The sequence below is a fragment of the Micromonospora sp. USAFONa4 genome, assembly GCF_057197825.1.
The window spans coordinates 6,443,218-6,467,626 of record NZ_CM170072.1 but is presented as its reverse complement, the minus strand read 5'-3'; the positions used below and the strand labels follow the sequence as shown (position 1 = coordinate 6,467,626).

The window sequence follows — 24,409 nt, the reverse complement described above, 5'->3', positions numbered from 1 at the left end:
GTGTCCGAGACCCACATCCCCGGCCCCGCGCCCCGGGCCGCCCGCCGTCGGCGGGCGGCGGCCGGGACCGTCCTGGCCCTCCTGGTCGCGGTGACCGGATGCACCGGCTCGCAGGAGTCCCCCGCCGCGGCGGAGGGCACCGGCGACAGCACGCCGGTGGCGGTCACCGGACCGCTGTGCGACGCGCTGCCCTCGGGGACCGAGCCGGGTAGTCCGGGCTCGCTGGTGGACCGGTCCCCCGCCCAGGCCCTGACCTGGATTCCCGTGCTCACCATGTTCGAGGCGGCGGTGCGGGCCACCGGGATGACCGAGGAGCTGTCCGCCGCGGGCGGGCTCACCATCCTCGCCCCCACCGACGACGCCTTCCGGGCCAGGTTCTCCACCGCCAACCTGGACCAACTGCTGCTCAAGGACACCGCGACGCTGCGCGGGCTGCTGAAGGAGCACCTGGTCGCCGGGGCTCGCCCGGTGGCCGACCTGGCGTCCGCCGGCACCGTCACCACCCTGGCGGGCACCACCCTCGCCGTCGCCCCGGCCGGGTCGGGCGTCCGGCTGGCCGACCGGGCCGAGACGATCTGCGCGGACTACCGGGCCGGCGGCGCCCGGATCCACGTGATCGACAAGGTGCTTGGCAACCTGCCGGAGACCGCCCACGAGGAGGACCACGCCCACTGAGCGGTGCCGCCCGACGGACGGCCGCCGACCCCCTCCGCGGGTCGGCGGCCGTTCCCGTACTCGGGGGCGGTCGCCGCAGGTCCCGCCGCCTTCTCACCCGGTCGGCCGACGACCGGAATCCACCCGACTGACACGAACCGGCACTTTCAGGTGTCCTCCGTCACCTTGGCCCCTTTCGAGATGCGGGATCGGTCGGGATGCCCTTTGCTTGTTCCCGGGGGCGCGCCCGCGCGTCCCGGCCCGGCCATTCGGCCATCCCTCAGCACCGTTCCGCCGCCACCGCTGCCGGCGCGTCCCACCATGCACGGACGGAGATCGATTGTGACGACCCTGCGGGTCGACGAGCAGCCCACCAGCACCCCGGGCCGGGTCCACCGGCCCACCCTCACCTCCCGGCCCCAGGTCCCGGCGCAGTCCGGTACGACGGGCACGCCCCCGCAGAGCCGCCGCATCCTCATGCTCTCCTGGGAGTACCCGCCGGTCCTCGTCGGCGGGCTCGGCCGGCACGTGCACGCCCTCTCCGTCGCCCTCGCCGCCGCCGGCCACGAGGTCACCGTCGTCACCCGCCACACCGACGGCGCACCCCTCGAGGAATACGCCGACGGCGTCCGCATCGTCCGCGCCGCCGAAGACCCCGTCACCTTCCCCCTGGCCACCTCCTCCCTGCTCGCCTGGACCATGGCCTTCAACCACACCCTCACCCGCGCCGCCCTACGCGCCACCGAAGCCGGCACCTACGACGTCATCCACGCCCACGACTGGCTCGTCGCCCACACCGCCATGACCCTGCGCGAACACCTCGACATCCCCCTCGTCAGCACCATCCACGCCACCGAAGCCGGCCGGCACCAGGGCTGGCTGCCCGAGGAGATGAACCGCACCATCCACGGCGTCGAACACTGGCTGGCCGGCGAGTCGGGCCGGGTGATCGTCTGCTCCGGCTACATGCGCGACGAGGTGACCGGGCTGTTCGGCGTGCCGACGGGCCGGGTCGACGTGGTGCCCAACGGCGTGGAGCCGCACCGCTGGCGCGTCCCGGCCGCCGCGGTGGCGCAGGCCCGCGCCCGCTTCGCCGGGGACGGGCCGCTTGTCACCTTCGCCGGCCGGCTGGTCTACGAGAAGGGCGTGCAGCACCTGATCGCCGGGCTGCCCCGGCTGCGCGAGCGGCACCCCGGGCTGCGCGCCGTCATCGTCGGCGACGGGCCGTACCGCGGCGAGTTGGAGGCCGAGGTGCACCGCCTGGGCCTCGGCGGCACGGTCAGCCTGCCGGGCTTCCTCGGCGGCACCGACCTGCCCGCCGTGATGGCCGCGTCGGACTGCTTCGCCGTGCCGAGCATCTACGAGCCGTTCGGCATGGTGGCCCTGGAGGGCGCCGCCGCCGGCGCACCCCTGGCCGTCGCCGCAACCGGCGGGCTCGCCGAGATCGTCGAGCCCGGGGTGACCGGGATGACCTTCCGGCCGCACGACCCGGACGGGCTGACCGACGCTGTCGACGCGCTGCTGTCGGACCGGGAGCGGGCCCGCCAGCTCGCCCGCCGGGCCCGCGTCATGGTGCACGAGCGCTACGGCTGGTCGGCCATCGCGCAGCGTACGGCCGCCGCCTACGCGGCCGCGATCGCCACCGCCGGGTCGTTCGCCGCCGAGCGGGTGACCCGGGGCCGCGCCGTGCCGTCGATCGCCGAGGGCAACCTGCTCGCCGCCGCCGGCCTCCGCTGACGGTGCAAGGAGGGGCACCTTCCTATCGTTTCTTCTTGCATAGGAGGTGCCCCTCCTTACACCCCGTCGGGCGCGACGCCGGTGGATGCGACACGACGAAGGCCGCCGACCCCGTGCGGGTCGGCGGCCTTCGTCGTCGGTACGGCCGGAACTCAGCGCTCCGAGAACGGGGCGTACGCCCGCTCGGGGGCACCGGTGTAGATCTGCCGTGGGCGGCCGATCTTGGTCTCCGGGTCGTTGATCATCTCGCGCCACTGCGCGATCCAGCCGGGGAGCCGGCCCAGCGCGAAGAGCACCGTGAACATCTTGGTCGGGAAGCCCATGGCCTTGTAGATCAGGCCGGTGTAGAAGTCCACGTTCGGGTAGAGCTTGCGGGAGACGAAGAACTCGTCGGCGAGCGCGATCTCCTCCAGCTGCATGGCGATGTCCAGCAGCGGGTCGGGCTTGGCCATCCGGCCGAGCACGTCCTGGGCCGCCTTCTTCACGATCGCCGCGCGCGGGTCGTAGTTCTTGTAGACCCGGTGGCCGAAGCCCATCAGCTTCACGCCGTCCTGCTTGTCCTTCACCTTGCGTACGAAGGACCCGACGTCGCCGCCGTCGGCCTGGATCTTCTCCAGCATCTCCAGCACGGCCTGGTTGGCGCCGCCGTGCAGCGGGCCGAAGAGCGCGTTCACGCCCGCCGAGACCGAGGCGAAGAGGTTGGCGTTGCTGGAGCCGACCAGGCGCACGGTCGAGGTGGAGCAGTTCTGCTCGTGGTCGGCGTGCAGGATGAACAGCATGTCCAGCACCTTGGCCATCACCGGGTCTACCTCGTACGGCTCCGCCGGCACGCCGAAGGTCATCCGCAGGAAGTTCTCCACGTAGCCCAGCGAGTTGTCCGGGTACAGCAGCGGCTGGCCGATCGACTTCTTGTACGCGTACGAGGCGATGGTGGGCACCTTCGCCATCAGCCGCACCGTGGACATCTCGACGTGCGAGGAGTCGAACGGGTCCAGGCTGTCCTGGTAGAAGGTGGAGATGGCGCTGACGGCCGACGAGAGCACGGCCATCGGGTGCGCGTCGCGCGGGAAGCCGTCGAAGAAGCGGCGCATCTCCTCGTGCAGCAGCGAGTGCCGGCGGATCCGCTCGGTGAACTCGGTCAACTGCTGCTGGGTCGGCAGCTCACCGTAGATCAGCAGGTAGGAGACCTCCAGGAAGGAGGACTTCTCCGCGAGCTGCTCGATCGGGTACCCACGGTAACGCAGGATCCCCGCGTCGCCGTCGATGTAGGTGATGTCGGACGAGCAGGCCGCGGTGTTGACGAAACCGGGGTCGTACGTCGTCATCCCGGTTTCCTTCAGCAGCTTGCCCACCCCGATGCCGGCGGGGCCCTCGACCGCGGATTGCACCGGCATCGAAAGCTGCCCACCGGGGTGATCGAGCTTGACTTCCGTCATGGTTCCCTCGCTTCGCCGGCAGATCTGCGTTGAATTGCCTTCGCTTTTACCGTAATCACGGTCGAGGAGATACCGCCCGTCGTGGTTCGACGGTGAGGCATGCGTCACCCGTTTCCCGACCAGCGACCCGGGAAACCCGCGCAATCCGGACGCACAACCGCCAACCAACCCCACCTCACCCCACACCACCCACCGCCCCGCCCCCCACCCCGCCTCCCCCGCCCCGCGCTGTCCGCGCAGCCTGTCCGCGCCGCGCCGACCCTCCCCGCACCGCACCGCACCGCACCGCACCGCAGGTTGATCATGAGGTTATTGCCTACGGAAAGCGCATTCCAGGGCAATAACCTCATGATCAACGCCGAGGGGAGGGTGCGAGAAGCGCGGGCAGTGCAGGGCCGGGTCTGGGCGGGGGCAGCCCGGGCAGGGCCGGGCAAGGTGGGCCCGGGCCGGGCCTGGGCGGGGCCGGGTCTGGGCGGGGCCGGGTCTGGGCGGGGCCGGGTCTGGGCGGAGTGGGGCAGGTCTGGGCGGAGTGGGCGGGTCTGAGGGGTGGGTCGGGGTTGGGCGGAAGGAGGGGGGAGCCCGGGGCAGGGCCCGGGCGGGGCGGTGGGGTCAGGTGAGGGTGAGGGTTAGGAGGGTGTTGTCGGGGGCCACGCGGTAGACGGTGAGGCGGTTGGCGCCGGCGTGGAAGAGGCGGTCGTCGGCGAGCAGGGCGGCGAAGCGGCGGCCGCCGGCGTCGCGGGGTACCACGGGAACGACCGCGCCGATCCGGCCGTTGACGGCGATCGCCAGGGGTGTGCCGTCGGGTACGTCGTCCGGCACGTCGCCCCAGACGGCGGCCGGCAGCCGTCCGGTGTCCGGGTCCACCGCGTCGAATGCGGCCAGGGCGGCGACCCGGGCGGTGCCGCCCGTCGGGCGGTCGCCGACGGCGGCGCCCACCAGCGGGTGGGGTGCGGGCGGCGCGATCGGGGCCGGCACGCCGCCCGCGACGGGGGTCGGCTGGCCGGGGCGGTCGTAGAAGACCTTGCCCGCCTCGGCGCGCGGGGTCTGCCGGGCGGACCGGCCGTCGACGGGCCCCGGGAGCCGGATGGCTGCCTCGTCGGCGATGGTGGGCAGCAGGTCGACGTGCTGCCAGTTCCGGTCGTCGATCCGGCCGGCGCGCTGGCCGGGGGTCTTGACGAACGTCGGTACCCAGGCGACCTCGTCGGGGGCGGTCCGGATGGCGCCCATGCCCCGGCCCTGGGCGCCGGGGGTGAAGCTGACGCCGTGGTCGGCGGTGACCACCAGCAGGGACTGGTCGTAGAGGCCGGTGGAGCGCAGAGTACGCAGGGTCTCCCCGATCAGCCGGTCGGTGTAGCCGAGCTGCGCGAGGTGCCGCCGGCGGGCCAGCTCGGCCCAGCCGTCGCCGTCGTTCGGCAGGTCCGGCGGGGCGTCGTAGCGCGCCCCCGACGGCAGGTACGCCCACGGCGAGTGGGGCATCAGCAGGTGCAGGAAGTGCAGGGTGGGTCGGGGCGCCGGCCGGAGCCCGGCGAGGAAGCTGGTGAAGCGGGCCGGCTGGTTGTCGTCGAGGCTGTCCCAGCGGAACTTCGGGTCCGCCGGCACCGGCTCGGCGGCGTCGAGGCCCGCCTCCGCGCGGGTCTGCTCGCGGTACGAGTCCTCCGGGTCGACGCGGCTGTCGACCGGGGCGGTGACCTGCCGCAGCAGCCCGCCGGCCTGCCGGATCAGCACGCCCATTCCCTGCTCCGGGCTGATCGGCTGCTCGCAGCGGCTGGGCGGGCAGAGCCGGGTGATGCTCTCCTCGGCGCGGACGTCGTACAGGCCGCCGAGGGCGGTGAAGAGGTTGTCCGGGTACTGGGAGTAGTGCGGCGCCACCGCCCGCTGCGGGTAGCGGCCGGTGAGCATGGCCGGCAGCGCGTAGGGCGTCCAGCCGCTGACGCCGGTGGCGTTGCGGTACCAGGTGGAGCCGCCGGCCAGCTCCGCGAAGTGCGGGAACCGGGCGGCGTCGATCCGCCCGTCCGCGCCGAGCAGGGAGACCAGGGGCAGCTCGTCGAGGACCAGCACGACCACCGGCGGGTGGTTGCCGGGCCCGGCCACCCCGGCGGCGCCGCCCTCGCCCCGGGGCAGCACCACCGTGGAGGTGGGCGAGGCGAACACGAACAGCCCGACGAACAGCAGCGGCCCGGCCGCGGCCAGCCGCAGCATCCGCCCGGGCGCGCGCCAGCGCCGGTGTGCGGCGGCCCCGGCGGCCCCGGCCGCCGCGGCGAGCAGCAGCAGCGGTACGCCCCGCAGCGGCGTACCGTGCCGGCCGACCTGCACGGCCAGCGCGGCGAGCAGCAGGCCGACCAGCAGGGTGTGCGTGGCCGAGCGGGCGGTGCGTCCGGCCAGGCGCGACAGCACGGCGGGCAGCGCGACGGCGGCGGTGGGCACCAGCGCGACCAATGCCACCAGCAGCATGATCTCCCCACGGTCGGCCCGGTGGAACAGGAAGAAGTCGGGGCTGCGCCCGAGGATGTCCAGCAGCGGCTGGGTGACCACGAGCCCGACGAGTCCCGCCACCTCGGCCAGCCGGCCCAGCTCCGTACGCCAGCCGCCCGCCCCACCACCGGCAGCCCCGCCGCCGCCCGCCCGGCCACCGGAAACCCGCTCGCCCGACGGCCCGTCGCCCGACACGCCATCGCCCCACGGCCGGTCGCCGCACGTGCGGTCCAGCGGGGGTGCCGGCTCAGCCACCCACGACCGCCGCGTAGAGCGTCCGGGTGCCCGAGGGCAGGTGGAGCCGCCGTGCGATCCGGCAGCGCGCGGCGAGCAGCCGCTCGAACTCGGCCGGCCGGTAGTCGGGGAAGAGCCCCTCGGGCTTGTTGGCCAGCAGCCGCCGGGCCATCGGGTCCTCGGGGTGGACGAACTCCACCACCACCCGGGCGCCCGGGGCGGCGAGCCCGACGAGCCAGTCCAGCACCTCGGGCAGCGGCACGTTGCGCCCGATCGCCAGGTGGTGCACCACGGCCAGGGCGAGGACCGCGTCCGCCTCCACCCGGTCCGCGAACGAGGCCCGCTCGACGCCGCGCCAGCCGCCGCCGGGCGACGGGTCGGCGAGATCCATCACCAGGGGCAGGATCCGCCGCTCCCCCGCCGCGCGCAGATCCCGGTAGAGCCCGTCCACCACGCCGGGGTCCTGCTCGACCGCGACGACGTAGTCGGCGTGCCGGGCGGCGAGGCGGGCGTACCGGCCGTCGTTGGCGCCGAGGTCCAGCGCCAGTCGGGGCCGTGGTCCGTCGGCCAGCGCCTCGGCGACGAAGCGTTCCTTCGCGGCCCGGTCGTCGGCGGTGTACGCGCAGGTGCGCTGGTAGTCGACCCAGTGGCTGGCCGTGCGGCGGGGCTCCAGCCGCCGGACGAGCTTCTCGATGCCGCGTACGGTGGCCAGCGCCAACTCCCGCGAGTAGCCGGCGGCCCGCAACTGGGACCGGACGTCGGCGGTGCTGGCCCGGGCGTTGCGCCGCTGCATGGCGTCGTGCAGGTGCACGTGGGTGGGCACGCCGGGCAGCAGCCGCCGGACGCCGCCGAACAGCCGGCGCATCTGCTCGGGCTCGATGCCGTCGACCCGGGCGCGCAGCCAGGGCTGGAAGTCCAGCCCGAGGTGGGCGCCGAGCAGCAGCGGGTAGAGCATCGTCTGGCAGAACTGCCGGTAGCCGGCCCAGGGCTCGCCGTCGCGGGCCGGGGTGAACGAGCCGACGTCGATGAACACCGGTTCGGCGCCGCGCCACTGGAGGTTGTAGGCCGACCCGTCCTTCGTGGTGAACCCGGCCGGCAGGGCCGCCCGCAGGATCTCCAGGTGCAGCAGCGCCGCGTCGCGCAGCATGGTGAAGGACCACTCGTACGGGTGGGAGACGAACGGGATGCGCTCGTGGCGCAGGACGGCGGCCCACCGGTCGGCCGACGGCACGGCCGGCGACTCGACCGCCTCGGTGCCGCACACCTTGCCGGCGGCGAGCAGCGGCGGGAAGAACTCGCTGGCGGTCAGCGCGCGCCACTCCCCGGCGGCCTGCTCGTCCAGCCCGCGCAGCACGTCGCCGTCGAGGTGGAAGACCCGGTTGGCGGGGTCGCGGAAGGAGGCTGGCTCGGCGCGCAGGCCGGTGCGGGAGTTCGCCATCGGCCGGGGTCAGCGCTGGTCGGTGGGCTGGCGGCGGAACCGGTCGACCAGTCGCCGCCAGTAGAGCTTGGCCGCCACCGCGGCGCCGGCCACCCCGCCGACCACCGCCTGCACGATCAGGCTGCCGGACCCCGCGTCCAGGTAGGCCAGGTGATCCACCGACCGCTCCTTTCCTCGCGTCTCGATGTCGGCGTACGCGGGCAGGATCCTTGGGGGATTTGCCCGTAAAGCCGGACTTGTCTGACACGCTACGCCGATCGTCCCGGTCGTGAAGGGCACACCCGACACTCCGCCCGGTTGTCCGTTTCGTTCAAGACGAACGCCGGCAGTCTCCCTACGGTGGGAGCCATGGCACCCAGACTCGATCTCATCGGCATGGTCAGCAGCGACCTGCCCCGCTCCCTCGCCTTCTACCGGCGGCTCGGCCTCGACATCCCCGCCGACGCCGACACCGCGCCGCACGTGGAGGTCACCCTGCCCGGCGGCATCCGGCTGGCCTGGGACACCGCCGACACCGTCCGCGCGTTCGACCCCGACTGGAAGCCCGGGGGCGGCGGCGGGGCCAGCCTCGCCTTCCTGTGCGCCGACCCGGCCGAGGTGGACCGGCTCTACGCGGAGCTGGTGGCCGAGGGCCACGAGGGTCACCTGCCCCCGTGGGACGCCTACTGGGGCCAGCGGTACGCGGTGGTGCTCGACCCCGACGGCAACGGCGTGGACCTGTTCGCCCCGCTCGCCGCGAGCTGACCGCGGACCGGCCCCGCCGGACACCCGCCCCGCCGGACACCCGCCCCGCCGGACACCGGCCCCGCCGGACACCGGCCCCGCCGGACACCGGAGCCGCCGGAGCGCGGGTCAGGTGACCGGCACGGCGGTCATCGGTCCTCCGGCGGTCGGGTGACCTCGACCCGGGCGATGAGCTGCTTGAGCTGGGCGATCTCCTCGGCGAGCGCGGTGGTGCCGGCCGGGGTCAGGCTGATCCAGGTGCGGCCCCGCCGGCCCTCGTAGCCCTTCTCGACCTGGATCAGGCCGGCCGCCTCCAGCACGCTGAGGTGCTTGGAGAGGTTGCCGGCGGTCAGGTCCAGCTGGGTACGCAGGAACCGGAACTCGACCCGTCGGGCCTCGTGGGCGATGGTGAGGATGCCGAGCCTGACCCGCTGGTGCACCACGTCGTCGAGCTCGGTGACCGGATGGGCGGACGCGGTCCCGTCCGGTGCCGAGGCGCCGACAGGGCCCGTCACCGGGGCCCCCGCAGCCGTTGCGCCAGCGCGAAGCCGGCGCCGCCCAGCAGCAGCACGCCGCCACTGACGACCAGCATCGGCGCTCCCTGCCACCGGCCGCCCCAGTGGGCTCCCCAGCCGAAGTCGATCGGCACCAGCACCACCGTCAGGTATCCGAGGGCGAACACCAGCAGCGCGGGATGCCGCTCCAGCCAGGCCAGCACCAGCAGGGCCAGCCCGATCCCGCCGATCGGCGTGAGCAGCCGGAACAGGACCCGCACGGCGGCGGACGGGTCCAGGAGCTGGGGGTCGGGGACGATCCACGCGCCGGCGCCGGCGGCGATGGCGGCGAACAGCACGACCGTGAGCGCGACACCGGTGAGCACGTACGGCCGCACCCGGGTGTCCACGCCCCGGGCCCGGGCGACCCGCAGGTACCCGCCGGCGATCACCAGGTACGCCAGGGACAGCGCCGCCAGCCAGTAGAACTGCGGGACCGGCTCCCAGACCTTGCACACCTGACCGCCGTCCGCCGCCCGGCAGTCGCGGACGACCGTGGGGCCCCACCCGGAGACCGGAATCGCGCCGAAGGTCACCACGGCCAGCACCAGCAGCGGCAGCCACGTCACCCGCTGGGCCAGCCGGACCCGTCGTGCCAGGCCGTAAGCCTCGGCCAGGAGCCGGCGGGGATCGCCGCCGGCAGGAACCACGTTTGAAGTCATGCCAACAGGTTTCCATAGCAAACCGATTGGCGCTAGTCCTCTCGGCGACCTGGGGCAGGGTTCGGGGATCTGCCCGCTCAGCGGGGCAGCAGGGCGGTCGGCGGCACGCCGGCCAGGTCCCGCACGTCGCGGGTCAGGTGGGCCTGGTCGGCGTAGCCGCAGCGGGCCGCCACCTCGGCCAGCGGGGTGCCGGCGCGGGCCAGCGCCAGCGCGCGCCCCATCCGCATGATCCGGGCCAGGGTCTTCGGGCCGTACCCGAACAGGTGCTGGCAGCGGCGGTGCAGGGCGCGCGGATCGAGGCCGGTCCCGGCGGCGGTCGCGGTCACGCTGGCGCCGGCGGCCAACGCGGCGGCGACCCGGGCGCCGATCGGGTCGGGCCCGCCGGCCGCCCGCAGCCGCCGGACGGCGATCTCCGTCAGCACGTCGGCCGGGGCCGCCTCCGCCCGTTCGGCCAGCCGCGCGACGTCCCGGTCGCCCCACAGCTCCGCCAGGGGAACCCGCCGGTCGCGCAGCTCGACGGCCGGTACGCCGAGCACCGCCGGTCCGATGCCCGGCGGCAGCCGCAGCCCCACCCAGCGCTCCGGCGGCCCGCCGCCGCTCAGGTGCGCGGTGCGGTCCGGCCCGGCCACCGTCAGCCCGCAGCGGCTCGACCAGAGCAGGTCGAGGCAGCCGTCGGGGAGCACCCTGGTCGGTGCGGCGCCCGCCGCCGTGGCGCTGGTCCAGAGCACCGCGCCGGCGAATCCGGCCGGACGTTCCCGGTACATGCCGCCCAGCCTGCCACGGCCGGGCTAGCCTCCGGGTGTGCGATGGTCGGTGCTGGACGCTCCCCTCGACTCCTCCGGACGCGGCCGGGGCGAGCACCGGGCGCCCGCCGCACTGCGGACCGCCGGGCTGCTGGGCCGGCTGGGCGCGGCCGACGCCGGCGCGGTCGACGCCCTGATCACCGACCCGGTACGGGACCCGGAGACCGGGGTGATCGGCGTCGACCAGGTGCGTCGCGCCGGCCGGGCGATCGCCGCCAGCACGACGACGCTGATCGGCTCGGGACGGCATCCGCTGGTGCTCGGCGGCGACTGCGCGATCCTGCCCGGCATCCTGGCGGGGCTGCCCGCCGGCTTCGACCTGTGGTTCCTCGACGCCCACCTCGACTTCGAGGACGGCCGCACCTCACCCACCGGTGAGGCGGCGGACATGGACCTGTCGATCGTCACCGACCACGGCCCGGCGGGGGTCCTCGACCGGGAGGGGCCGCTGGTCGACCCCGACCAGGTGCACCTGCTCGGCCACCGGCCGCTCGACCGGGCCGCGACGGACGGGAAGGAGGCCTCCCGGATCGACCCCGCCGTCCACCTGGTGCCGGCCACCCGGCTGCGGGGCGCCGACGCGGCGGCGGTGGGCCGGGATCTCGCCGTCGGTACGACGCCGACCTGGCTGCACCTCGACCTCGACGTGCTCGACCCGCTGGTGCTCCCGGCGGTCAGCTATCCCGAGCCGGACGGGCTCGACTGGGCCGACCTGATCGCGCTGGCCCGACCACTGGTCCGCTCGGGCCGGCTGATCGGGATGAGCGTCACCGACTTCAACGCCGACGAAGACCCCGACGGGCGGCACGCGGAGCGCGTCGGGCAGGCCCTCGCCGAACTGCTGGCCGACTGACCGCGCCGTCGGGCGTGCGGGCGGCCGGCCGGCCGTGGCACCCGACGCGCGACCCGGTACGGCCGTCCGGTCCTGGACGTGTCGGCGCGGGCGCGCAGCGCGGCGACGGCCCCGAGGCGGCGCTCAGGCGTCGGCGTCGGTGGCGGCGCCGGGCAGCCGGACGGTGAACACCGTGCGCCCCGGCCGGCTGTCCAGCTCGACAGTCCCGTGGTGGGCCTCCACCACGGCGGCCACGATCGCCAGGCCCAGGCCGGTGCTGCCGTGCGCCCGCGACCGGGAGCTGTCGCCCCGGGAGAAGCGTTCGAACACCTCGGCCCGCAGCGCCGGCGGCACGCCCGGCCCGTCGTCGGCGACGCCGAGCACGGCGACGTCGCCGTCGATCCGCAGGGTGGTGGTGACCGTGGTGCCGGGCGGGGTGTGCACCCGGGCGTTGGCCAGCAGGTTCGCCAGCACCTGGTGCAGCCGGGCCGGGTCGCCGGGGACGCGGACCACGGTGTCCGGCAGGTCGAGCCGCCACCGGTGCTCCGGCCCCGCCACGTGCGCGTCGCCGACCGCGTCCACCACCAGCGCGGACAGGTCCACCGGCTCGACCACGAGCGGCCGGCCCGAGTCGAGCCGGGCGAGCAGCAGCAGGTCGTCGACGAGGCGGGTCATCCGGGTGCTCTCGGACTCGACCCGGCGCAACGCGTGGGCCACGTCGGGCGGCACCTCGTCCCGGCCGCGCCGGGCGACCTCGGCGTACCCCCGGATGGCCGCGAGCGGCGTACGCAGCTCGTGGCTGGCGTCGGCCACGAACTGGCGTACCCGGGTCTCACTGGCCTGACGGGCGGCGAGCGCGGCGCCGACGTGCCCCAGCATCCGGTTCAGCGCCGCGCCCACCTGCCCCACCTCGGTGCGCGGGTCGGTGTCGGCGGCCGGCACCCGCACCGACAGCGCCACCTCGCCGCGGTCCAGGGGCAGCTCGCTGACCCGGCCGGCGGTGGTGGCGACCCGGCGCAGCGGGCGCAGGGTCGCCCGCACGATCAGGGCTCCGGCCCCGCCGGCGACGAGCAGCCCCGCGGTCGCCACCCCGGCCTGCGCGGCGACCAGCCACCAGACGGTCTCCGACACGCCCGACAGCGGCAGGCCGAGCACCCGCACGGTCCCGCCCGGAAGCTGGCGCGCCACCACCCGGTAGGCACCGCGATCGCCCAGCTCACGGGTGCGGGGTCGGCCGTCGGTGGGCAGGTCCGCGAGGCCGGCCAGGTCCCCGGCGGGGACGGCGCGTTCCTCCCGGTCGGCGAGGGTCCAGGCCCGGACCACCCGGCCGTCGGCCACCTCGGCGGCGACGGTCCCCGGCGGGAGGCCCCGGGGAATCCGGGCGTCCGGCCCGCCGCTGCCGCCGCGCGGCCACTCGACGGGCGACGGCCCGCCCCGCCCAGGGACGGCGCGCATCGGTGCCAGCTGCTCGTCGACGCGGTCGATCAGGAACTGCCGCAGCGCGACCGTGGTGATCCCGCCGATGGCCACGCTGACGAGGGCCAGCAGGGCGACCAGGATGACCACCAGGCGGGTCCGCAGCGACACCCCGGCCAGCCGGTGGCGCAGCCGGCCGGCGGCCCGCTCACTCCGCCGGCCGGAGGACATACCCCGCGCCGCGCAGCGTGTGGATCATCGGCTTCCGGCCCGCGTCGATCTTCTTCCGCAGGTACGAGATGTACAGCTCCACCACGTTGGCCTGGCCGCCGAAGTCGTAGTTCCAGACCCGGTCGAGGATCTGCGCCTTGCTGAGCACCCGGCGCGGGTTGCGCATGAGGTAGCGCAGCAGCTCGAACTCGGTCGCGGTGAGCGTGACGGGGCAGCCGTCGCGGCGTACCTCGTGGCTGTCCTCGTCGAGGCTGAGGTCGCCGACGGTCAGCACCGCGTCCGGGCGGGCGGCGACGGCGAAGCCCGAGCGCCGCAGCAGCGCCCGCAGGCGGGCGATCACCTCCTCCAGGCTGAACGGCTTGGTGACGTAGTCGTCGCCGCCGACGGTCAGCCCGGCGATCCGTTCCTCCACCGCGTCCCGCGCCGTCAGGAAGAGCACCGGCACCGTCGGGGCCTGCTCACGCAGCCGGCGCAGCACCTGGAAGCCGTCCAGGTCGGGCAGCATCACGTCGAGCACCACGGCGTCCGGCCGGAACTGCCGCGCCGCGTTCAACGCCGACGTGCCGTCGCCCGCCGTACGCACCTGCCAGCCCTCGTAGCGCAACGCCATCGACAGCAGGTCGGCCAGGGTCGGCTCGTCGTCGACCACCAGCACCCGCACCGGCTCCCCGTCGGGCCGGCGCAGCTCGATCCGGCCCGCCCCGACCTGCCCGTCCGTCACCATGGCCCCCATCGTGCTCCGGGCCGCTGTGCCCGGCTTGTGCGCCACCTGTGCCCCCGCTGTGTGCCGGCCGCCCCGTCCGCCGCCGGGCGGCCGGCCGCCCGGGACGTGGCGGTGGTCGTCGCCGCCGTGCTGGCCCGGCCACGCCCACCGGCCGTCCGCCCGACGGGCGACGGGCGACGGGCGAGTTCACTCGGTCATGCCCACCGGGTAGGTGTGCACGAAGCGCATCGTCCAGGTGCCGCCGCCGGTGGGCTGCTCGCGCTGGTAGAGGTGGTCCGGTCCGCCGGCCGTGGCCGGCCCGGCGCCGTCGGGGTGCCGCAGGATCCAGTGCGCGGGCGGGGAGCCGTCCGGCTCGGCGGGCACCGACCGGACCAGGTCGTGGGCCGGGCCGCCGACGAAGCGTACGGTCACCTCGCTCATCCGCGCGCCCGCCTTCCCGCAGTCCCGCCCCGGCAGCGGCCCTGGCTCGCAAGCTACCGCAGCGGTGGGCGGCCCCGCCCGGATCCGGCAGCGGTTTGCCCTGATCGGAGGTCGGGTACCGCTGCCCTGGGGACCTGTCGAGGGACGGGCCAGGAGAAGCAGGGAGCGGTCGATGAGAACGCTGGACGGGCGATACCGGCTCGAACAGCGCATCGGCATCGGCGGCATGTCGGAGGTCTGGCGGGCCCACGACGCGGTGCTGGACCGGCCGGTCGCGGTGAAGGTGATGTCTCCCGGGCAGGAGGGCCAGGACACCTCTGTGGAGCGCATCCGCGCGGAGGCCCGCTCCGCCGCCCGGCTGGTGCACCCGAACGTGGCCTCCGTGCACGACTTCGGCACCTGCGGGACGGGCCCCGAGGGCCAGGTGCCCTACATCGTCATGGAACTGGCCGAGGGCGAGACGCTGGCCGCGCACCTGCGGACCGGACCGCTGGACTGGCGCATCGCCGTACGGGTCTGCGCCGAGGTGAGCGCCGCGCTGGCCGCGGCGCACGCGCACGGCATCGTGCACCGCGACGTCAAGCCGGCGAACGTCATCCTGACCCCGGCCGGCGTGAAGGTGCTCGACTTCGGCATCGCCACCCCGTCCGGCACCCCGGACCGGTCACCGGAGGGAATGGTGGTCGGCACGCCCGCCTACCTCGCGCCGGAGCAGCTGGAACGGGCGCCCGTCACACCCGCCGCCGACATGTACGCCCTCGGCGTCCTGCTCTACTACTGCCTGACCGGGCGGCTGCCGTACCAGGCGGGCACCACGACCCCGACCCAGCTGCTCGGCGCGCGCCGGCGGCAACCGCCGCTGCCGCTGCCGGAGATCGAGGGGCTGCCGCCGGAAGTGGCCGACCTGTGCGCGAGCTGCCTGGCCGACGACCCGGCCGACCGGCCGTCCAGCCTGATGGCGGCCCTGCTGCTGGCGGAGGCGGTGGACGCCCGCGTGTACGTGCCGCTGGGGCAGCCCATGGCGCCACGACAGCGCGGCGGGTCGATCTCGCCGTGGACCGAGCGGGCGGCGGCCGAGGCGACCGAGGCGGCCCCCGTTCCCGACTGGTCCACCCAGGCCCGCTGAGCCTCCTCCCGCGGCCCGGCCGGGCCGGCTGAGCCTCCTTGCGCGGCCCGGCCAGGTCGGCGTCGTGGGGCCGATCCATCCGGCGTCCTTCGGGCCGCCCTCCCGTCGCCCGCGTTTCACCGTCCGGGGGCCGGGTAGCCGGGCGGGTGAGCGACGGGAGGAACGCGATGCCGGAATCGAGCTCCTGGCTGAACGAGACGGCCACCGCGACCGCCGAGGGCGGCCACGTACGCACCGACGACGGGAGCCTGTCCACGGCCCTGGCGTCCCCACTGGCGCCGCACTGCTCGGGGCTGACCCCGGAGCAGCTGCTCGCCGCCGCCTTCGCGTCCTGCCTGCACCACGCGGCGGTGGAGGCGGCGGGCGAGATCACCGACGAGGCGCACACCGTGCAGGTACGCGCGGAGGCGAAGCTCGGGCGCGACGACGACGGCCGGTACCGGGCCGACGTGCACGCCTCCATCTCGTCCGCGGGGCTGAGCCGGCAACAGCTGGCCGCGCTGGTCGAGCACGCGGACCGGTTGTGGCCCTTCTCCAGCGGCGACGGCAGCCGGCACCGGCTCACCGTCACCCCGGCGGAGAACGGGCGGCACTGACCCGGCCTGCCGGCAGTACCCGCGACGCGCGGCAGCTCCACCACCACCGCCGGCAGCTCCAGCACTCACCGCCGCCGGTACGGCCTGCGCCACGCCACCGGTACGACCCGCACCGTCGCCGCCAGTACGACCCGCACCGTCGTCTCGGGGGCCGACGGGTGGTCGGGCGGGTGGCCCAGGGCGGCCTCCACCGTTCGGTGGAGGCTCGGCGGCGGCCCGGCACCCGAGTCCGCGATCGGCTCTCCGCCCGCTTAGCTATCCCTAATCGGATATATGCGAAAGAGTCGACAAGAGCGATTGGCGGCGTTGATGGCCTGCCGGGGGTAATCGGCCCGCAGATCGGCGCAAAATGTGGCGCATGCCACCAACCAGGCCGATGGCAAGACGCGCTCGCCTTTCTAGCCTCGGCGGGTGCACCCCGACGATCCCCTCGACCAGAAGCTGACCCAGGATCGCCCGGCCGCCCGCCCGGACGATCCCGCCTCAACCGAACGGACGGCCGGCCGTCATCGCGCCGCGGAACGGCAGCGCCGCGGCAGCCGGGCCCTGCTCTCCTCGACCCCCGTCCGGGTCGCGCTCGCCACCAGCGTGACCTGCTGCCTCGGCGTGGCCGCGTTCGCCGGCACGCGCGAGGACGCCGACGCCGCGCGGGAACCCGTGGCCGAGGCGCTGGCCGAGCGGGCCGTCGACGACGACCGCGCCTCGCGGTCCCTGGACCGGGCCGCCTCGCCCTCGCCCTCGCCCTCGCTCAGCACCAGTCCGACGCCGAAGCCGACCCCCTCGGCCACCCGCAAGGCCCCGCGCAAGCCGGCCCCGCCACCCCGCCCACGCCCGGTCGCCGGGCTCACCCAGGCGCAGATGGACAACGCCAAGATCATCGTCGACGTGGGCGCCGAGCTGAAGATGCCGCGCCGCGCCATGGTGGTGGCCGTGGCTACCGCGATGCAGGAGAGCCGGCTCTACAACCTCGCCAGCGACGTGCTTCCGGAGTCCAGCCGGTACCCGCACCAGGGCAGCGGCTCCGACCACGACTCCGTGGGCCTGTTCCAGCAGCGCCCGAGCAGCGGCTGGGGCACCGTACGCGAGCTGATGCGCCCGTCGTACGCCGCGCGGGCCTTCTACGAGGCGCTGCGGGACGTCCCGGGCTGGCAGCAGATGAGCGTGGCCGGCGCCGCCCAGGCCGTGCAGGTCTCGGCCTTCCCCGACGCGTACGCTCAGCACGAGGGCCTGGCCACCACGGTCGTCGCCGCGCTGACCTGACGGCAGCCGGCTGACCGCGCCGGTCCCGGGCCGGAGGGTCAGCGGATCCCGGCGCGGCCGCCCGGCGGCTCGCTGGACGCGTCCGCGCCGCCACGGGCGGCGATCCGGGTAGCCGGCACCCCGCTTCCGGGCACCCCGGCCGCGGCCGTCGGAGTGTCCGCCGGGACCGGTTCGACGGTCAGCCCCTCGAGGATCCGGTCCACCCGGGCCTCACGCCTACGCCGGACGTACAGCGCCGCCTCGAAGTCCCGGCGGGCCTGCACGGCCTCGGCGTAGACGCGCTCGCGCACCTGCCGGGCCTCCTCCCGGGCCGCGTCGAGCTCGACCCGTGCCCGGGCCAGCAGGTCGACCGCCTCGCGATCGGCGTCATGCGCCCCGCGCCGGGCCCGGTCCGCGTCACCGAGGTCCAGCCGTTCGAGCAGGCCGCGCAGCGCCGTCGCCTCGTCACGGATCTCATCCCACTCGCGACCGGCCCTCGCGGCGCCCTCCGTCCGGGCGGCGAGCCGGGCCAGCCGGACGCCGATCTCGTCCAGGCAGGAATCGACCTGCCGCTGGTCGTAGCCGGTCTCCACGACGCAGAACCTCATACTGTCGCCCCCCAGGCAGCCGGTGGTTTCCTTCCCCACCCTGGATCCTCGGCGCTGGGGGCGGCAGCCGAGGGGCTTCGGGAAAAATGTTCACCATGCGGACGCCCGCAAGGCCGGGCGCGGCGCGCGACCCGGCGGGGGACGATCCGCCCGGGGGCGCCTCAGGAGCGCTTCGGGAGCACGACCACCCGGCCGAAGAACTCGTCGATCCGGCGCACGACGTCGTTGAAGTCGTCCAGGTCGATCGGCTTGGTGACGTAGGCGTTGGCCTGGAGCGTGTAGCTGCCCACGATGTCCGTGTCGGCGTTGGAGGTGGTCAGCACGACGATCGGGATCGTGCGCAGGTCCTCGTCGCTCTTGACCTCACCCAGCACCTGACGCCCGTCCATCCGGGGCATGTTCAGGTCGAGCAGGATGACGTCCGGCCGCCGGGCGTCGGCGTGCCGCCCCTCGCGGCGCAGGAACTCCATCGCCTCCTGGCCGTCGCTGACGACGTCGATGACCTTGTCGACGTCGGAGTCCGCGAGGGCCTCCTCGATCATCAACACGTCGCCCGGGTCGTCGTCCACCACCAGGATGCGAACCGGACTCGGGGTGTCTGCACCCATCACTACCTGCTTCGGGTCGGTGGAACGGAGAATCGCGAGGCGCTCTGTGCCGGCGGGGAAATCTAGCCCATCAGCCGGCGGACCGCGCCGTCGGGTCGGCCCTGCCGGACTCGTGGCTCAGCACCTCGGCCAGCCCTGTCACCTGCAGCACGCGGTCGACCCGGCCGGTGGCGCCGGTGACCCGCAACCATCCACCGTCGGCGGCGACCCGGTTGTCAGCCCGGACGAAGGCGGCGATGCCGGTGGAGTCGCAGAAGGTCAGCTCCGTCAGGTCCACCAGCAGGCGGCGCTCGCCAGCGTCGACCAGCCGGTCGATGGCGGCGTTGAGCTCGGGCGCGGTGCTCAGGTCGAGTTCGCCGGCCAGCCGCAGGCGCGTCGCCCCGCCGTCGCGGTCGGCGTACGTGACCGTGAACGTCACCCCTGGACCCCCTCACTCCACCGCAGGCGGATGCTTGCAGTGTGGCAAGTATAAGCAGGGGCGCCCGACACGGCCGCACCGGCGCTCATCGCGCCCCGGGGTCGCCCGCCCTGGCCAGGGACGACCGCGCCGCCCCGAGGAACCGCGCGGCCCGGGGAAAGTCGCGCAGGACCCGACCATAGTGTCCCAGAGTCGACCCCAGGGCGGGGGCCGGCACACCCCGACTGGTGAGGATCTCGACCAGCCAGTCGACGAACTCGGTGAACAGCGAGCCGTCGTCGACGTAGAGCGCGGCGGCCAGGAAGTCCACGATGTAGCCAAGGTCGCTGACGGTGGAGTCCAGCTGACTTGGCGTGTAGTCACGCATCCCCGGGTCGTGTTCCCGCAGGTCCGCCAGCGCGCCGTCGATCAGCTCGCCGCGCCGCTTGAGCAGGCTGGTGTATTCGTCGTCGGCCAGGTGGCTCAACTCCGCTGGCGGGACGCGGCGCAGCGCGCGCTCGTCGCCGATCAGGTTCGCGGCCGTCGGGGCGTCGGGCGCCCAGGCCACACCGAGCCGCCGGGCCCAGCGGCCGTCCGCGCCGAACCCCCGACCCCCCACCACCACGGGGACGTCCACGCGCCGACACGCCTCGATCATGCGGTGCGCGTGCGGCAGGCGCATCGGCAGCGCACAGGCGAGCGCGACCGCGTGAGCGTCGTGGCGGTGCAGGTACGACACCAGGTGCGGGGCGGGGACGCTCGCGCCGAGGAAGGTGACCTGCCAGCCCCGCAGCCGCAGCACCTCGGCGACCAGCCGGGGCGGCAGGGCGTGCCACTCGCCGTCCATGCAGGCCACCACCACCCGGCCCCGCGTCGGGCGCGGGTTCGCGTACGCGGCCACCGCCGCCACCACCCGCTCGCTGATGTGCGTCGCGGCGTGCTCCTGGGCGACGCTCCACTCGTTGCGCGCCCACCGCTCCCCCACCTCGGCCTGCGCCGGGGCGACCAGGTCGAGCAGGACGCGCTCGGCGGGCACGCCGGCCTCGAGCAGGCCGGTGGCCACCTCGATGGCGGCGTACTCGTCCGCCTCCTGGAGGGAGTCCAGGTATCCGGGCCAGGCGCCTGCCAGGGTGGCGTCGGCGGTCGCGGCGGCGGTCACGGCCGGGTCTCCCTCGGCTCGGCGGCGCCGCTCGCGTCGGGCACCGCGTGCAGGTGCCTGGCCGTACGCCCGCCCGGACCGGTCGCGCGCAGCGCGAGCACGGCGATGTCGTCGTGGTCGCCGTGGGCCAGCCAGTCGCAGGTCACCTGCTCGACGCGCTCGGCCAGGGCGGGCGCGGGCATCCGCTGGCAGCCGGTGACCGCGTGCACCAGCCGCTCCGTGCCGAACTGCTCGTTGCCGCGGCGGCCTCCGCGCGCCTCGGTCACCCCGTCGCTGTAGAGCAGGCACGTCTCGCCCGGCTCCAGCCGGACGGTCACCTCCCCGATCCGGGGATCGGGCACCACGCCGACCAGCATGCCCGACAGCGGGACCGGCTCGACCTCGCCGGAGGCGCGCAGCACCAGGGGCGGCAGATGCCCGCCGCCGGCCAGGGTCAGGGTCAGGCCGCCCTCGCGGTGGGCGCGGACCACTCCCAGCACCATTGTCGCGAAACGCCCCTGCCCCTGCGCCTGGCTGGTCTCCAGCAGCGCGTCGTTGAGCAGCTTCAGCAGGCGCCCCGGCTGCGACTCGACCCGGTGCAGCGCCTGGAGGCACTGACGCAGCTGGCCGGTGAAGACCGCCGCCTCGACGCCCTTGCCGGAGACGTCGCCCAGGAAGAACACGGAGCCGCCGTCGGCCAGCCGGTGCGAGCCGTAGAAGTCGCCGCCGATGCGCAACCCGGCCTGGGCCGGCCGGTAGGCGGTGCCCCACTGCACCCCGGTCGCCTCGGCCGGCTCCACCGGCACCAGGCTCGCCTGGAGCGTGTCGGCGACCTCGGCCTGGTCGCGGTAGAGCAACGCCGTGGTCAGCGCCGCCCCCGCCCGGGCCGCGAAGGCACGGGCCAGGTCCACGTCGGCCTCGTCGTACCAGCGCTCGACGCGCCGCGCGACCAGCAGCACGCCGGCCGGGGCGTCGCGACCGGGCAGCGGCACCACCCGTACGCAGGCCTCCGCCGCGGTCAGCCCGGGCAGCCAGCCGGCCTCAGCGGCCTGCTCCGCCAGCCAGTCGAGGGTGTGCGGTTCCCCGCCGTCCAGCCCTTCGGTGATCGCCGCGGGCAGGTCGACGGCGGGCAGGATGCCGCTGTCGACCACCGGGGCGTCGTCGTCGCTGCGGGCGGCCCGCCACCAGCGCGCCCGACCGGAACGGGGTGCCAGCACCAGCACCGCCACCTCGGCCAGCGTCGGCACGGCGAGACGGACCACCGCCGCGGCGGCCCGGTCCGGGTGCAGAGGGTTGCCGAGCTTCTCGCCGACGACCGCCAGGAACGCCGAGCGGGCCCGCTCGGCGAGCAGGGCGTCGGCGCGGGTGACGCTCTCGGTGACGTCCTCGACGTACCAGCAGCAGCGGGCGGCCGACAGCGGCACCCGGCGCACGCGCAGCCGGCGGTCGCGGTGGGTGAACTCGCCGTCGGCGGTCAGCCCGGCGACGTTGGCGGCCACGAGCAGCTCGCCCGGGGTGACCTCGGGCAGCAGCCGCTCGGCCACCGGGCTGACGTGCCGGACGACGCCGTGCGCGTCGCAGACGACGAGACCCTCGCGGAAGTGCTCGACGACCTCGGACCAGTCGGGCGCCGCGTGCTCCCGGTCGGCCGCCAGGGCGGGGAGCGCGGAGGCCGGGCGTGCCGGGGCGCCGGCGGACCACGCCGTGGCCCGTGCGGCACTCGGGGTGGAGACCCGCCCGTCGCCGGGATCTGAGTCCCGGACGTCCGCAGCAGTCACCGGCTGAGCCCCACTCCTTGTCGAAACCCGTACCACCGGGAGGCAGCACAGGTGGTCGGATCTCTCGCACCCACCCTACGCCCGTGCGCCGCGAACGCCACCCGACGCCCGTCGTGCGGTCGGCGTCGGTGCCCGGCGGGACCTGCGGCGCGTTGTTACGATCCCTGCGTCCCCGCCCCTCGGCGGCCTGCGAAAGGACGTGATCGTGCTGTCCCGTCGGAGCCAACCCGAGGCGACTCCGTTGAGCATGACCGTCGACCGGTCGGATCCCGCCACACCGCTCATCCGGGTCGGGGGCGAGCTCGCCTACACCACCGCCGGGCCGCTGCGCGCCGAGGTCGACCGGATCCTCGCCGACGCTCCGCCGGCCCTCGTCCTCGACTTCACCGGCCTGATCTTCATCGACAGCACCGGCCTGGGGGTGATCGTGCACGCGTGGCGCGAGGGGCAGCAGTGCGGCACCGCCCTCCGGCTGTGCGCCGTGCCCCGGTTCCTGGCGACGATCCTCGACATGACCGGCGTCACGGGCCTGCTCGCCCGACCGCTCGGCGAGGGTCTGGCGGCGACGGAGGGCGCCGCCGGCACGGCCTGACGCGCGCCGCCCGGCCCCCGGCTTTGCACCCGGGCCCGCGACTGGGAACATGGGCGCATGGCCGCTCAGCTGTTGACCATCGAGGTGACCCGGCTCGACGCCGGGCGTGCCCGGCTCCGGCTGTCCGGTGAGCTGGACTTCGACACCGCCCCGGAACTCGTCGCCGCCGTCGCCGAGCTGCGCCGGGACGGCTACCAGGAGCTCCTGTTCGACCTGAGCGCGGTCAGCCTGTGCGACTCGTCCGGGCTCAGCGCGTTCCTCACCGCCCATCACGACGGCACGGGCGCGGTCCGTCTCACCGGGGTCAATCCCCAGCTCCAGCAGTTGCTCGACCGCACCGGCCTGACCGAGCTGCTCGCGGTGGAACCCGGCAGCGACGGCGCCGCCCGCCGGGCGGGCTGAGGCCGGCCGGGCTCCCCGCAGGCGAGGGGTGGCCCCCGACCCTGGGACCAGGGGCCGGGGGCCGGAGTGAGGTTCAGGGTGCGGTGAGCGGTTGCAGCCGGGGCCCGCTGGTCCGCCGCTGCCCCGTCGTCGGCGGCTCGGCGTCCTCCGGCGGCCCGGAATCGGGAGTCTGGAAGAGATAGCGGACGAACACCCCACCCGCCTCGTTGTCGTCCGCCCCGGGCCACTGCCCGATGCAGTCCACCCCGACCACCTCACGACCCGAGCCGTCGCCCTCCTCCAGCAGCGCCCACAGGCTCACCGGGTAGCAGCGGGTGTCCTCGGGCGAGAGGCGCCAGCGGGCGTACCAGCCGGGTCGGGCGGGAACGATCTCGACGATCCGCTTCATCACGACCTGTCCTTCCGCGTGCTCGGAAGTTCTCCGGTCCGCTGCGATCGTCGGCTCCCGCCGGGTGACCGCCCCTCACCCCCGCCGGATGAAGCTGTCCCGCCGCCCATCCGGGCGTCACCGGCCCGGCCGTCGGCGTCCGTTTCGGTGCCGGCGCCGGCGGGAAGGCGACCGGCGGAAGTGAGGGAACACCAGCGGAAGCGAGGTGTCACCATGCGCAAGCAGATGGAGGGCGACAACCAACGTCGCCGCGCGCTGGCCCGCCAGGCCCGTGAGCGCGGCATGCAGGCCAGCGAGACGGGGGCCAGCCTGAGCGCCTCCAAGCAGCTCACCCACCTGGAGCAGGGCAAGCGCGCCGGTCCGCCGCCGGCCGGCAGCCGCCACAAGCCGGACAGCACGCGGGGTGGGCCGGCCCCGCCAGCGGCGGGCGTCCCGGAGTCCCCCCGCCCCCTGCCCGACCGGGGCTCGGGTGCGCCGGAGGGGATCCCGCTGGGCTACCACGCGCTGGTCGACGACGTCGTCCGACGTACCGGCACCGACTTCCGGACCGCCAAGGTGGGCGTCGAGTCGACCGTGCTGGTCCTGGCCTTCGCCCTCGGCGAGGCGGAACGCCGGCGGCTGCTGGCGGCGGTGCCGACGAAGCTGCACGACGTCCTCCCCGTGGACGGCATCAGGCGACGCCCGGACCTGCCCGGCTTCCTGGCCGAGGTGGGCCGCATCAGCGGCCGTACCCCGGAACAGGCCCGCTACCAGGCGGAGGCGACCGTGGCGGCGCTGGCCGACCACGACGGCGACCTGATCGAGTCGCTACACGTGCCGGACGGCCTGCGTGACCTGCTGGAACCGCCGTCCGTCGGCGGCGGGGTGGTCGGCGCGGCCAGCGCGACGCCCCCGCTGAGCGACACCGACCTGCGGGAGGCGCTCAGCGCGCTGCCCTACTGGTCCGGCGACGGTGAGGCGCTGTCCCGCACGCTGGAGCTGCCGGCGGACAACCTGGACCGGGTGCTGGACCGGATCGACCGGCTGCGCCAGGAGACCGGTCGCGGCCCGCGCATCGGCCGCCCCGACCCGGACACCGCCGTGCTGACCGTACGGTCCCGGCAGGCCGGCGCGGTGACCGCGATGGACGTGGACCTCGCCCACGCCGTCGACGACGCCATCGACGAGGCGGGCGCCGGGATGGCGGCAGGCTGACCGGCGT

27 protein-coding genes are annotated in these 24,409 nt (G+C 75.1%); 10 read left to right on the top strand and 17 right to left on the bottom strand.

The window, feature by feature from the left end; all coding sequences use genetic code 11:
* Together AC0OO9_RS27845 and AC0OO9_RS27840 are read left to right on the top strand one after the other, a co-directional pair.
* A complete protein-coding gene (locus AC0OO9_RS27845; RefSeq protein ID WP_484513543.1) occupies positions 1 to 675 on the top strand; it encodes a fasciclin domain-containing protein in 675 nt (224 codons plus the stop codon).
* A gap of 321 nt (positions 676 to 996) precedes the next feature.
* On the top strand, positions 997 to 2,391 hold the full coding sequence (locus tag AC0OO9_RS27840; protein ID WP_484513542.1) for a glycosyltransferase family 4 protein: 1,395 nt from the start codon (positions 997 to 999) through the stop codon (positions 2,389 to 2,391).
* Between the two features lie 152 nt (positions 2,392 to 2,543).
* On the opposite strand, the gene AC0OO9_RS27835 is transcribed toward AC0OO9_RS27840, so the two are convergent.
* The 4 genes from AC0OO9_RS27835 to AC0OO9_RS27820 all read right to left on the bottom strand — a co-directional run bounded on the left by AC0OO9_RS27835 (position 2,544) and on the right by AC0OO9_RS27820 (position 8,130).
* The gene (locus AC0OO9_RS27835; protein WP_132238020.1) at positions 2,544 to 3,827 is read right to left on the bottom strand and encodes a citrate synthase; all 1,284 of its coding nucleotides are present in this window, start codon (positions 3,825 to 3,827) and stop codon (positions 2,544 to 2,546) included.
* A 609-nt stretch (positions 3,828 to 4,436) separates the two neighbouring features.
* Positions 4,437 to 6,494 carry a sulfatase-like hydrolase/transferase gene (locus AC0OO9_RS27830; RefSeq protein ID WP_484518069.1) on the bottom strand — a complete coding sequence of 686 codons (2,058 nt, stop codon included), beginning with the start codon at positions 6,492 to 6,494 and terminating at the stop codon, positions 4,437 to 4,439.
* Between the two features lie 52 nt (positions 6,495 to 6,546).
* Entirely contained in the window at positions 6,547 to 7,971 is a 1,425-nt protein-coding gene (locus AC0OO9_RS27825) for a class I SAM-dependent methyltransferase (protein WP_484513539.1), read from the bottom strand.
* 9 nt (positions 7,972 to 7,980) lie between these two features.
* On the bottom strand, positions 7,981 to 8,130 hold the full coding sequence (locus tag AC0OO9_RS27820) for a hypothetical protein (protein ID WP_357041133.1): 150 nt from the start codon (positions 8,128 to 8,130) through the stop codon (positions 7,981 to 7,983).
* 138 nt (positions 8,131 to 8,268) lie between these two features.
* Here AC0OO9_RS27820 and AC0OO9_RS27815 point away from each other — a divergent pair, with 138 nt between their 5' ends.
* On the top strand, positions 8,269 to 8,715 hold the full coding sequence (locus tag AC0OO9_RS27815; protein ID WP_484513537.1) for a VOC family protein: 447 nt from the start codon (positions 8,269 to 8,271) through the stop codon (positions 8,713 to 8,715).
* Between the two features lie 128 nt (positions 8,716 to 8,843).
* Here the strand turns inward: AC0OO9_RS27815 and AC0OO9_RS27810 are convergent, their stop codons facing one another.
* The 3 genes from AC0OO9_RS27810 to AC0OO9_RS27800 form a co-directional block, all read right to left on the bottom strand.
* On the bottom strand, positions 8,844 to 9,209 hold the full coding sequence (locus AC0OO9_RS27810; RefSeq protein WP_484513535.1) for a winged helix-turn-helix domain-containing protein: 366 nt from the start codon (positions 9,207 to 9,209) through the stop codon (positions 8,844 to 8,846).
* A complete protein-coding gene (locus AC0OO9_RS27805; protein ID WP_484513533.1) occupies positions 9,206 to 9,910 on the bottom strand; it encodes a hypothetical protein in 705 nt (234 codons plus the stop codon). The genes AC0OO9_RS27810 and AC0OO9_RS27805 overlap by 4 nt, the downstream gene beginning before the upstream one ends.
* A 77-nt stretch (positions 9,911 to 9,987) precedes the next feature.
* Positions 9,988 to 10,674, bottom strand: coding sequence for a helix-turn-helix domain-containing protein (locus AC0OO9_RS27800; protein WP_484513531.1), 687 nt, complete (start codon positions 10,672 to 10,674; stop codon positions 9,988 to 9,990).
* Between the two features lie 37 nt (positions 10,675 to 10,711).
* Between AC0OO9_RS27800 and AC0OO9_RS27795 the strand changes: the two genes are divergently transcribed.
* The gene (locus AC0OO9_RS27795) at positions 10,712 to 11,566 is read left to right on the top strand and encodes an arginase family protein (RefSeq protein WP_484513529.1); all 855 of its coding nucleotides are present in this window, start codon (positions 10,712 to 10,714) and stop codon (positions 11,564 to 11,566) included.
* 123 nt (positions 11,567 to 11,689) lie between these two features.
* On the opposite strand, the gene AC0OO9_RS27790 is transcribed toward AC0OO9_RS27795, so the two are convergent.
* The 3 genes from AC0OO9_RS27790 to AC0OO9_RS27780 form a co-directional block, all read right to left on the bottom strand.
* Positions 11,690 to 13,141: a sensor histidine kinase gene (locus tag AC0OO9_RS27790; RefSeq protein WP_484518068.1), complete on the bottom strand. Its 1,452-nt coding sequence runs from the start codon at positions 13,139 to 13,141 to the stop codon at positions 11,690 to 11,692.
* Between the two features lie 28 nt (positions 13,142 to 13,169).
* Positions 13,170 to 13,916: a response regulator transcription factor gene (locus AC0OO9_RS27785; RefSeq protein ID WP_484513526.1), complete on the bottom strand. Its 747-nt coding sequence runs from the start codon at positions 13,914 to 13,916 to the stop codon at positions 13,170 to 13,172.
* 186 nt (positions 13,917 to 14,102) lie between these two features.
* On the bottom strand, positions 14,103 to 14,336 hold the full coding sequence (locus tag AC0OO9_RS27780) for a hypothetical protein (RefSeq protein WP_151456525.1): 234 nt from the start codon (positions 14,334 to 14,336) through the stop codon (positions 14,103 to 14,105).
* A 172-nt stretch (positions 14,337 to 14,508) separates the two neighbouring features.
* On the opposite strand from AC0OO9_RS27780, the gene AC0OO9_RS27775 reads away from it, so the two are divergent.
* On the top strand, positions 14,509 to 15,462 hold the full coding sequence (locus tag AC0OO9_RS27775; RefSeq protein WP_484513524.1) for a serine/threonine-protein kinase: 954 nt from the start codon (positions 14,509 to 14,511) through the stop codon (positions 15,460 to 15,462).
* A gap of 167 nt (positions 15,463 to 15,629) precedes the next feature.
* The gene (locus AC0OO9_RS27770) at positions 15,630 to 16,058 is read left to right on the top strand and encodes an OsmC family protein (protein ID WP_484513522.1); all 429 of its coding nucleotides are present in this window, start codon (positions 15,630 to 15,632) and stop codon (positions 16,056 to 16,058) included.
* A 65-nt stretch (positions 16,059 to 16,123) separates the two neighbouring features.
* Here the strand turns inward: AC0OO9_RS27770 and AC0OO9_RS27765 are convergent, their stop codons facing one another.
* A complete protein-coding gene (locus AC0OO9_RS27765; RefSeq protein ID WP_484513520.1) occupies positions 16,124 to 16,249 on the bottom strand; it encodes a hypothetical protein in 126 nt (41 codons plus the stop codon).
* A gap of 220 nt (positions 16,250 to 16,469) precedes the next feature.
* Here AC0OO9_RS27765 and AC0OO9_RS27760 point away from each other — a divergent pair, with 220 nt between their 5' ends.
* Positions 16,470 to 17,318, top strand: coding sequence for a hypothetical protein (locus tag AC0OO9_RS27760; RefSeq protein ID WP_484513518.1), 849 nt, complete (start codon positions 16,470 to 16,472; stop codon positions 17,316 to 17,318).
* Positions 17,319 to 17,356: 38 nt separating this feature from the next.
* On the opposite strand, the gene AC0OO9_RS27755 is transcribed toward AC0OO9_RS27760, so the two are convergent.
* The 5 genes from AC0OO9_RS27755 to AC0OO9_RS27735 form a co-directional block, all read right to left on the bottom strand.
* Positions 17,357 to 17,905 carry an ATPase gene (locus tag AC0OO9_RS27755; protein ID WP_484513516.1) on the bottom strand — a complete coding sequence of 183 codons (549 nt, stop codon included), beginning with the start codon at positions 17,903 to 17,905 and terminating at the stop codon, positions 17,357 to 17,359.
* Between the two features lie 161 nt (positions 17,906 to 18,066).
* Entirely contained in the window at positions 18,067 to 18,513 is a 447-nt protein-coding gene (locus AC0OO9_RS27750; RefSeq protein WP_421449262.1) for a response regulator, read from the bottom strand.
* A gap of 70 nt (positions 18,514 to 18,583) precedes the next feature.
* Entirely contained in the window at positions 18,584 to 18,931 is a 348-nt protein-coding gene (locus AC0OO9_RS27745) for an STAS domain-containing protein (protein ID WP_484513513.1), read from the bottom strand.
* Positions 18,932 to 19,016: 85 nt separating this feature from the next.
* Positions 19,017 to 20,069: a cobalamin B12-binding domain-containing protein gene (locus AC0OO9_RS27740; protein WP_484513511.1), complete on the bottom strand. Its 1,053-nt coding sequence runs from the start codon at positions 20,067 to 20,069 to the stop codon at positions 19,017 to 19,019.
* On the bottom strand, positions 20,066 to 21,826 hold the full coding sequence (locus AC0OO9_RS27735) for a PP2C family protein-serine/threonine phosphatase (RefSeq protein ID WP_484513509.1): 1,761 nt from the start codon (positions 21,824 to 21,826) through the stop codon (positions 20,066 to 20,068). The genes AC0OO9_RS27740 and AC0OO9_RS27735 overlap by 4 nt, the downstream gene beginning before the upstream one ends.
* A gap of 247 nt (positions 21,827 to 22,073) precedes the next feature.
* Here AC0OO9_RS27735 and AC0OO9_RS27730 point away from each other — a divergent pair, with 247 nt between their 5' ends.
* Positions 22,074 to 22,418, top strand: coding sequence for an STAS domain-containing protein (locus AC0OO9_RS27730; protein ID WP_484518067.1), 345 nt, complete (start codon positions 22,074 to 22,076; stop codon positions 22,416 to 22,418).
* Between the two features lie 57 nt (positions 22,419 to 22,475).
* Positions 22,476 to 22,820 (top strand): STAS domain-containing protein, encoded by a 345-nt coding sequence (locus tag AC0OO9_RS27725; RefSeq protein ID WP_484513507.1) that lies wholly within the window; start codon positions 22,476 to 22,478, stop codon positions 22,818 to 22,820.
* 73 nt (positions 22,821 to 22,893) lie between these two features.
* Here AC0OO9_RS27725 and AC0OO9_RS27720 read toward each other — a convergent pair whose 3' ends face one another.
* The gene (locus tag AC0OO9_RS27720) at positions 22,894 to 23,208 is read right to left on the bottom strand and encodes a hypothetical protein (RefSeq protein WP_484518066.1); all 315 of its coding nucleotides are present in this window, start codon (positions 23,206 to 23,208) and stop codon (positions 22,894 to 22,896) included.
* 213 nt (positions 23,209 to 23,421) lie between these two features.
* Here AC0OO9_RS27720 and AC0OO9_RS27715 point away from each other — a divergent pair, with 213 nt between their 5' ends.
* Entirely contained in the window at positions 23,422 to 24,402 is a 981-nt protein-coding gene (locus tag AC0OO9_RS27715) for a DUF2267 domain-containing protein (RefSeq protein WP_484513505.1), read from the top strand.
* The last annotated feature ends 7 nt before the right edge of the window (positions 24,403 to 24,409 follow it).

Coding starts and splice junctions, on each gene's coding strand:
- AC0OO9_RS27720 (WP_484518066.1), bottom strand. CDS start 23,208: ATGAAGCGGATCGTCGAGATCGTTCCCGCCCGACCCGGCTGGTACGCC.
- AC0OO9_RS27775 (WP_484513524.1), top strand. CDS start 14,509: ATGAGAACGCTGGACGGGCGATACCGGCTCGAACAGCGCATCGGCATC.
- AC0OO9_RS27800 (WP_484513531.1), bottom strand. CDS start 10,674: ATGTACCGGGAACGTCCGGCCGGATTCGCCGGCGCGGTGCTCTGGACC.
- AC0OO9_RS27755 (WP_484513516.1), bottom strand. CDS start 17,905: ATGAGGTTCTGCGTCGTGGAGACCGGCTACGACCAGCGGCAGGTCGAT.
- AC0OO9_RS27750 (WP_421449262.1), bottom strand. CDS start 18,513: ATGGGTGCAGACACCCCGAGTCCGGTTCGCATCCTGGTGGTGGACGAC.
- AC0OO9_RS27715 (WP_484513505.1), top strand. CDS start 23,422: ATGCGCAAGCAGATGGAGGGCGACAACCAACGTCGCCGCGCGCTGGCC.
- AC0OO9_RS27730 (WP_484518067.1), top strand. CDS start 22,074: ATGACCGTCGACCGGTCGGATCCCGCCACACCGCTCATCCGGGTCGGG.
- AC0OO9_RS27780 (WP_151456525.1), bottom strand. CDS start 14,336: ATGAGCGAGGTGACCGTACGCTTCGTCGGCGGCCCGGCCCACGACCTG.
- AC0OO9_RS27785 (WP_484513526.1), bottom strand. CDS start 13,916: ATGGTGACGGACGGGCAGGTCGGGGCGGGCCGGATCGAGCTGCGCCGG.
- AC0OO9_RS27725 (WP_484513507.1), top strand. CDS start 22,476: ATGGCCGCTCAGCTGTTGACCATCGAGGTGACCCGGCTCGACGCCGGG.
- AC0OO9_RS27835 (WP_132238020.1), bottom strand. CDS start 3,827: ATGACGGAAGTCAAGCTCGATCACCCCGGTGGGCAGCTTTCGATGCCG.
- AC0OO9_RS27825 (WP_484513539.1), bottom strand. CDS start 7,971: ATGGCGAACTCCCGCACCGGCCTGCGCGCCGAGCCAGCCTCCTTCCGC.
- AC0OO9_RS27805 (WP_484513533.1), bottom strand. CDS start 9,910: ATGACTTCAAACGTGGTTCCTGCCGGCGGCGATCCCCGCCGGCTCCTG.
- AC0OO9_RS27770 (WP_484513522.1), top strand. CDS start 15,630: ATGCCGGAATCGAGCTCCTGGCTGAACGAGACGGCCACCGCGACCGCC.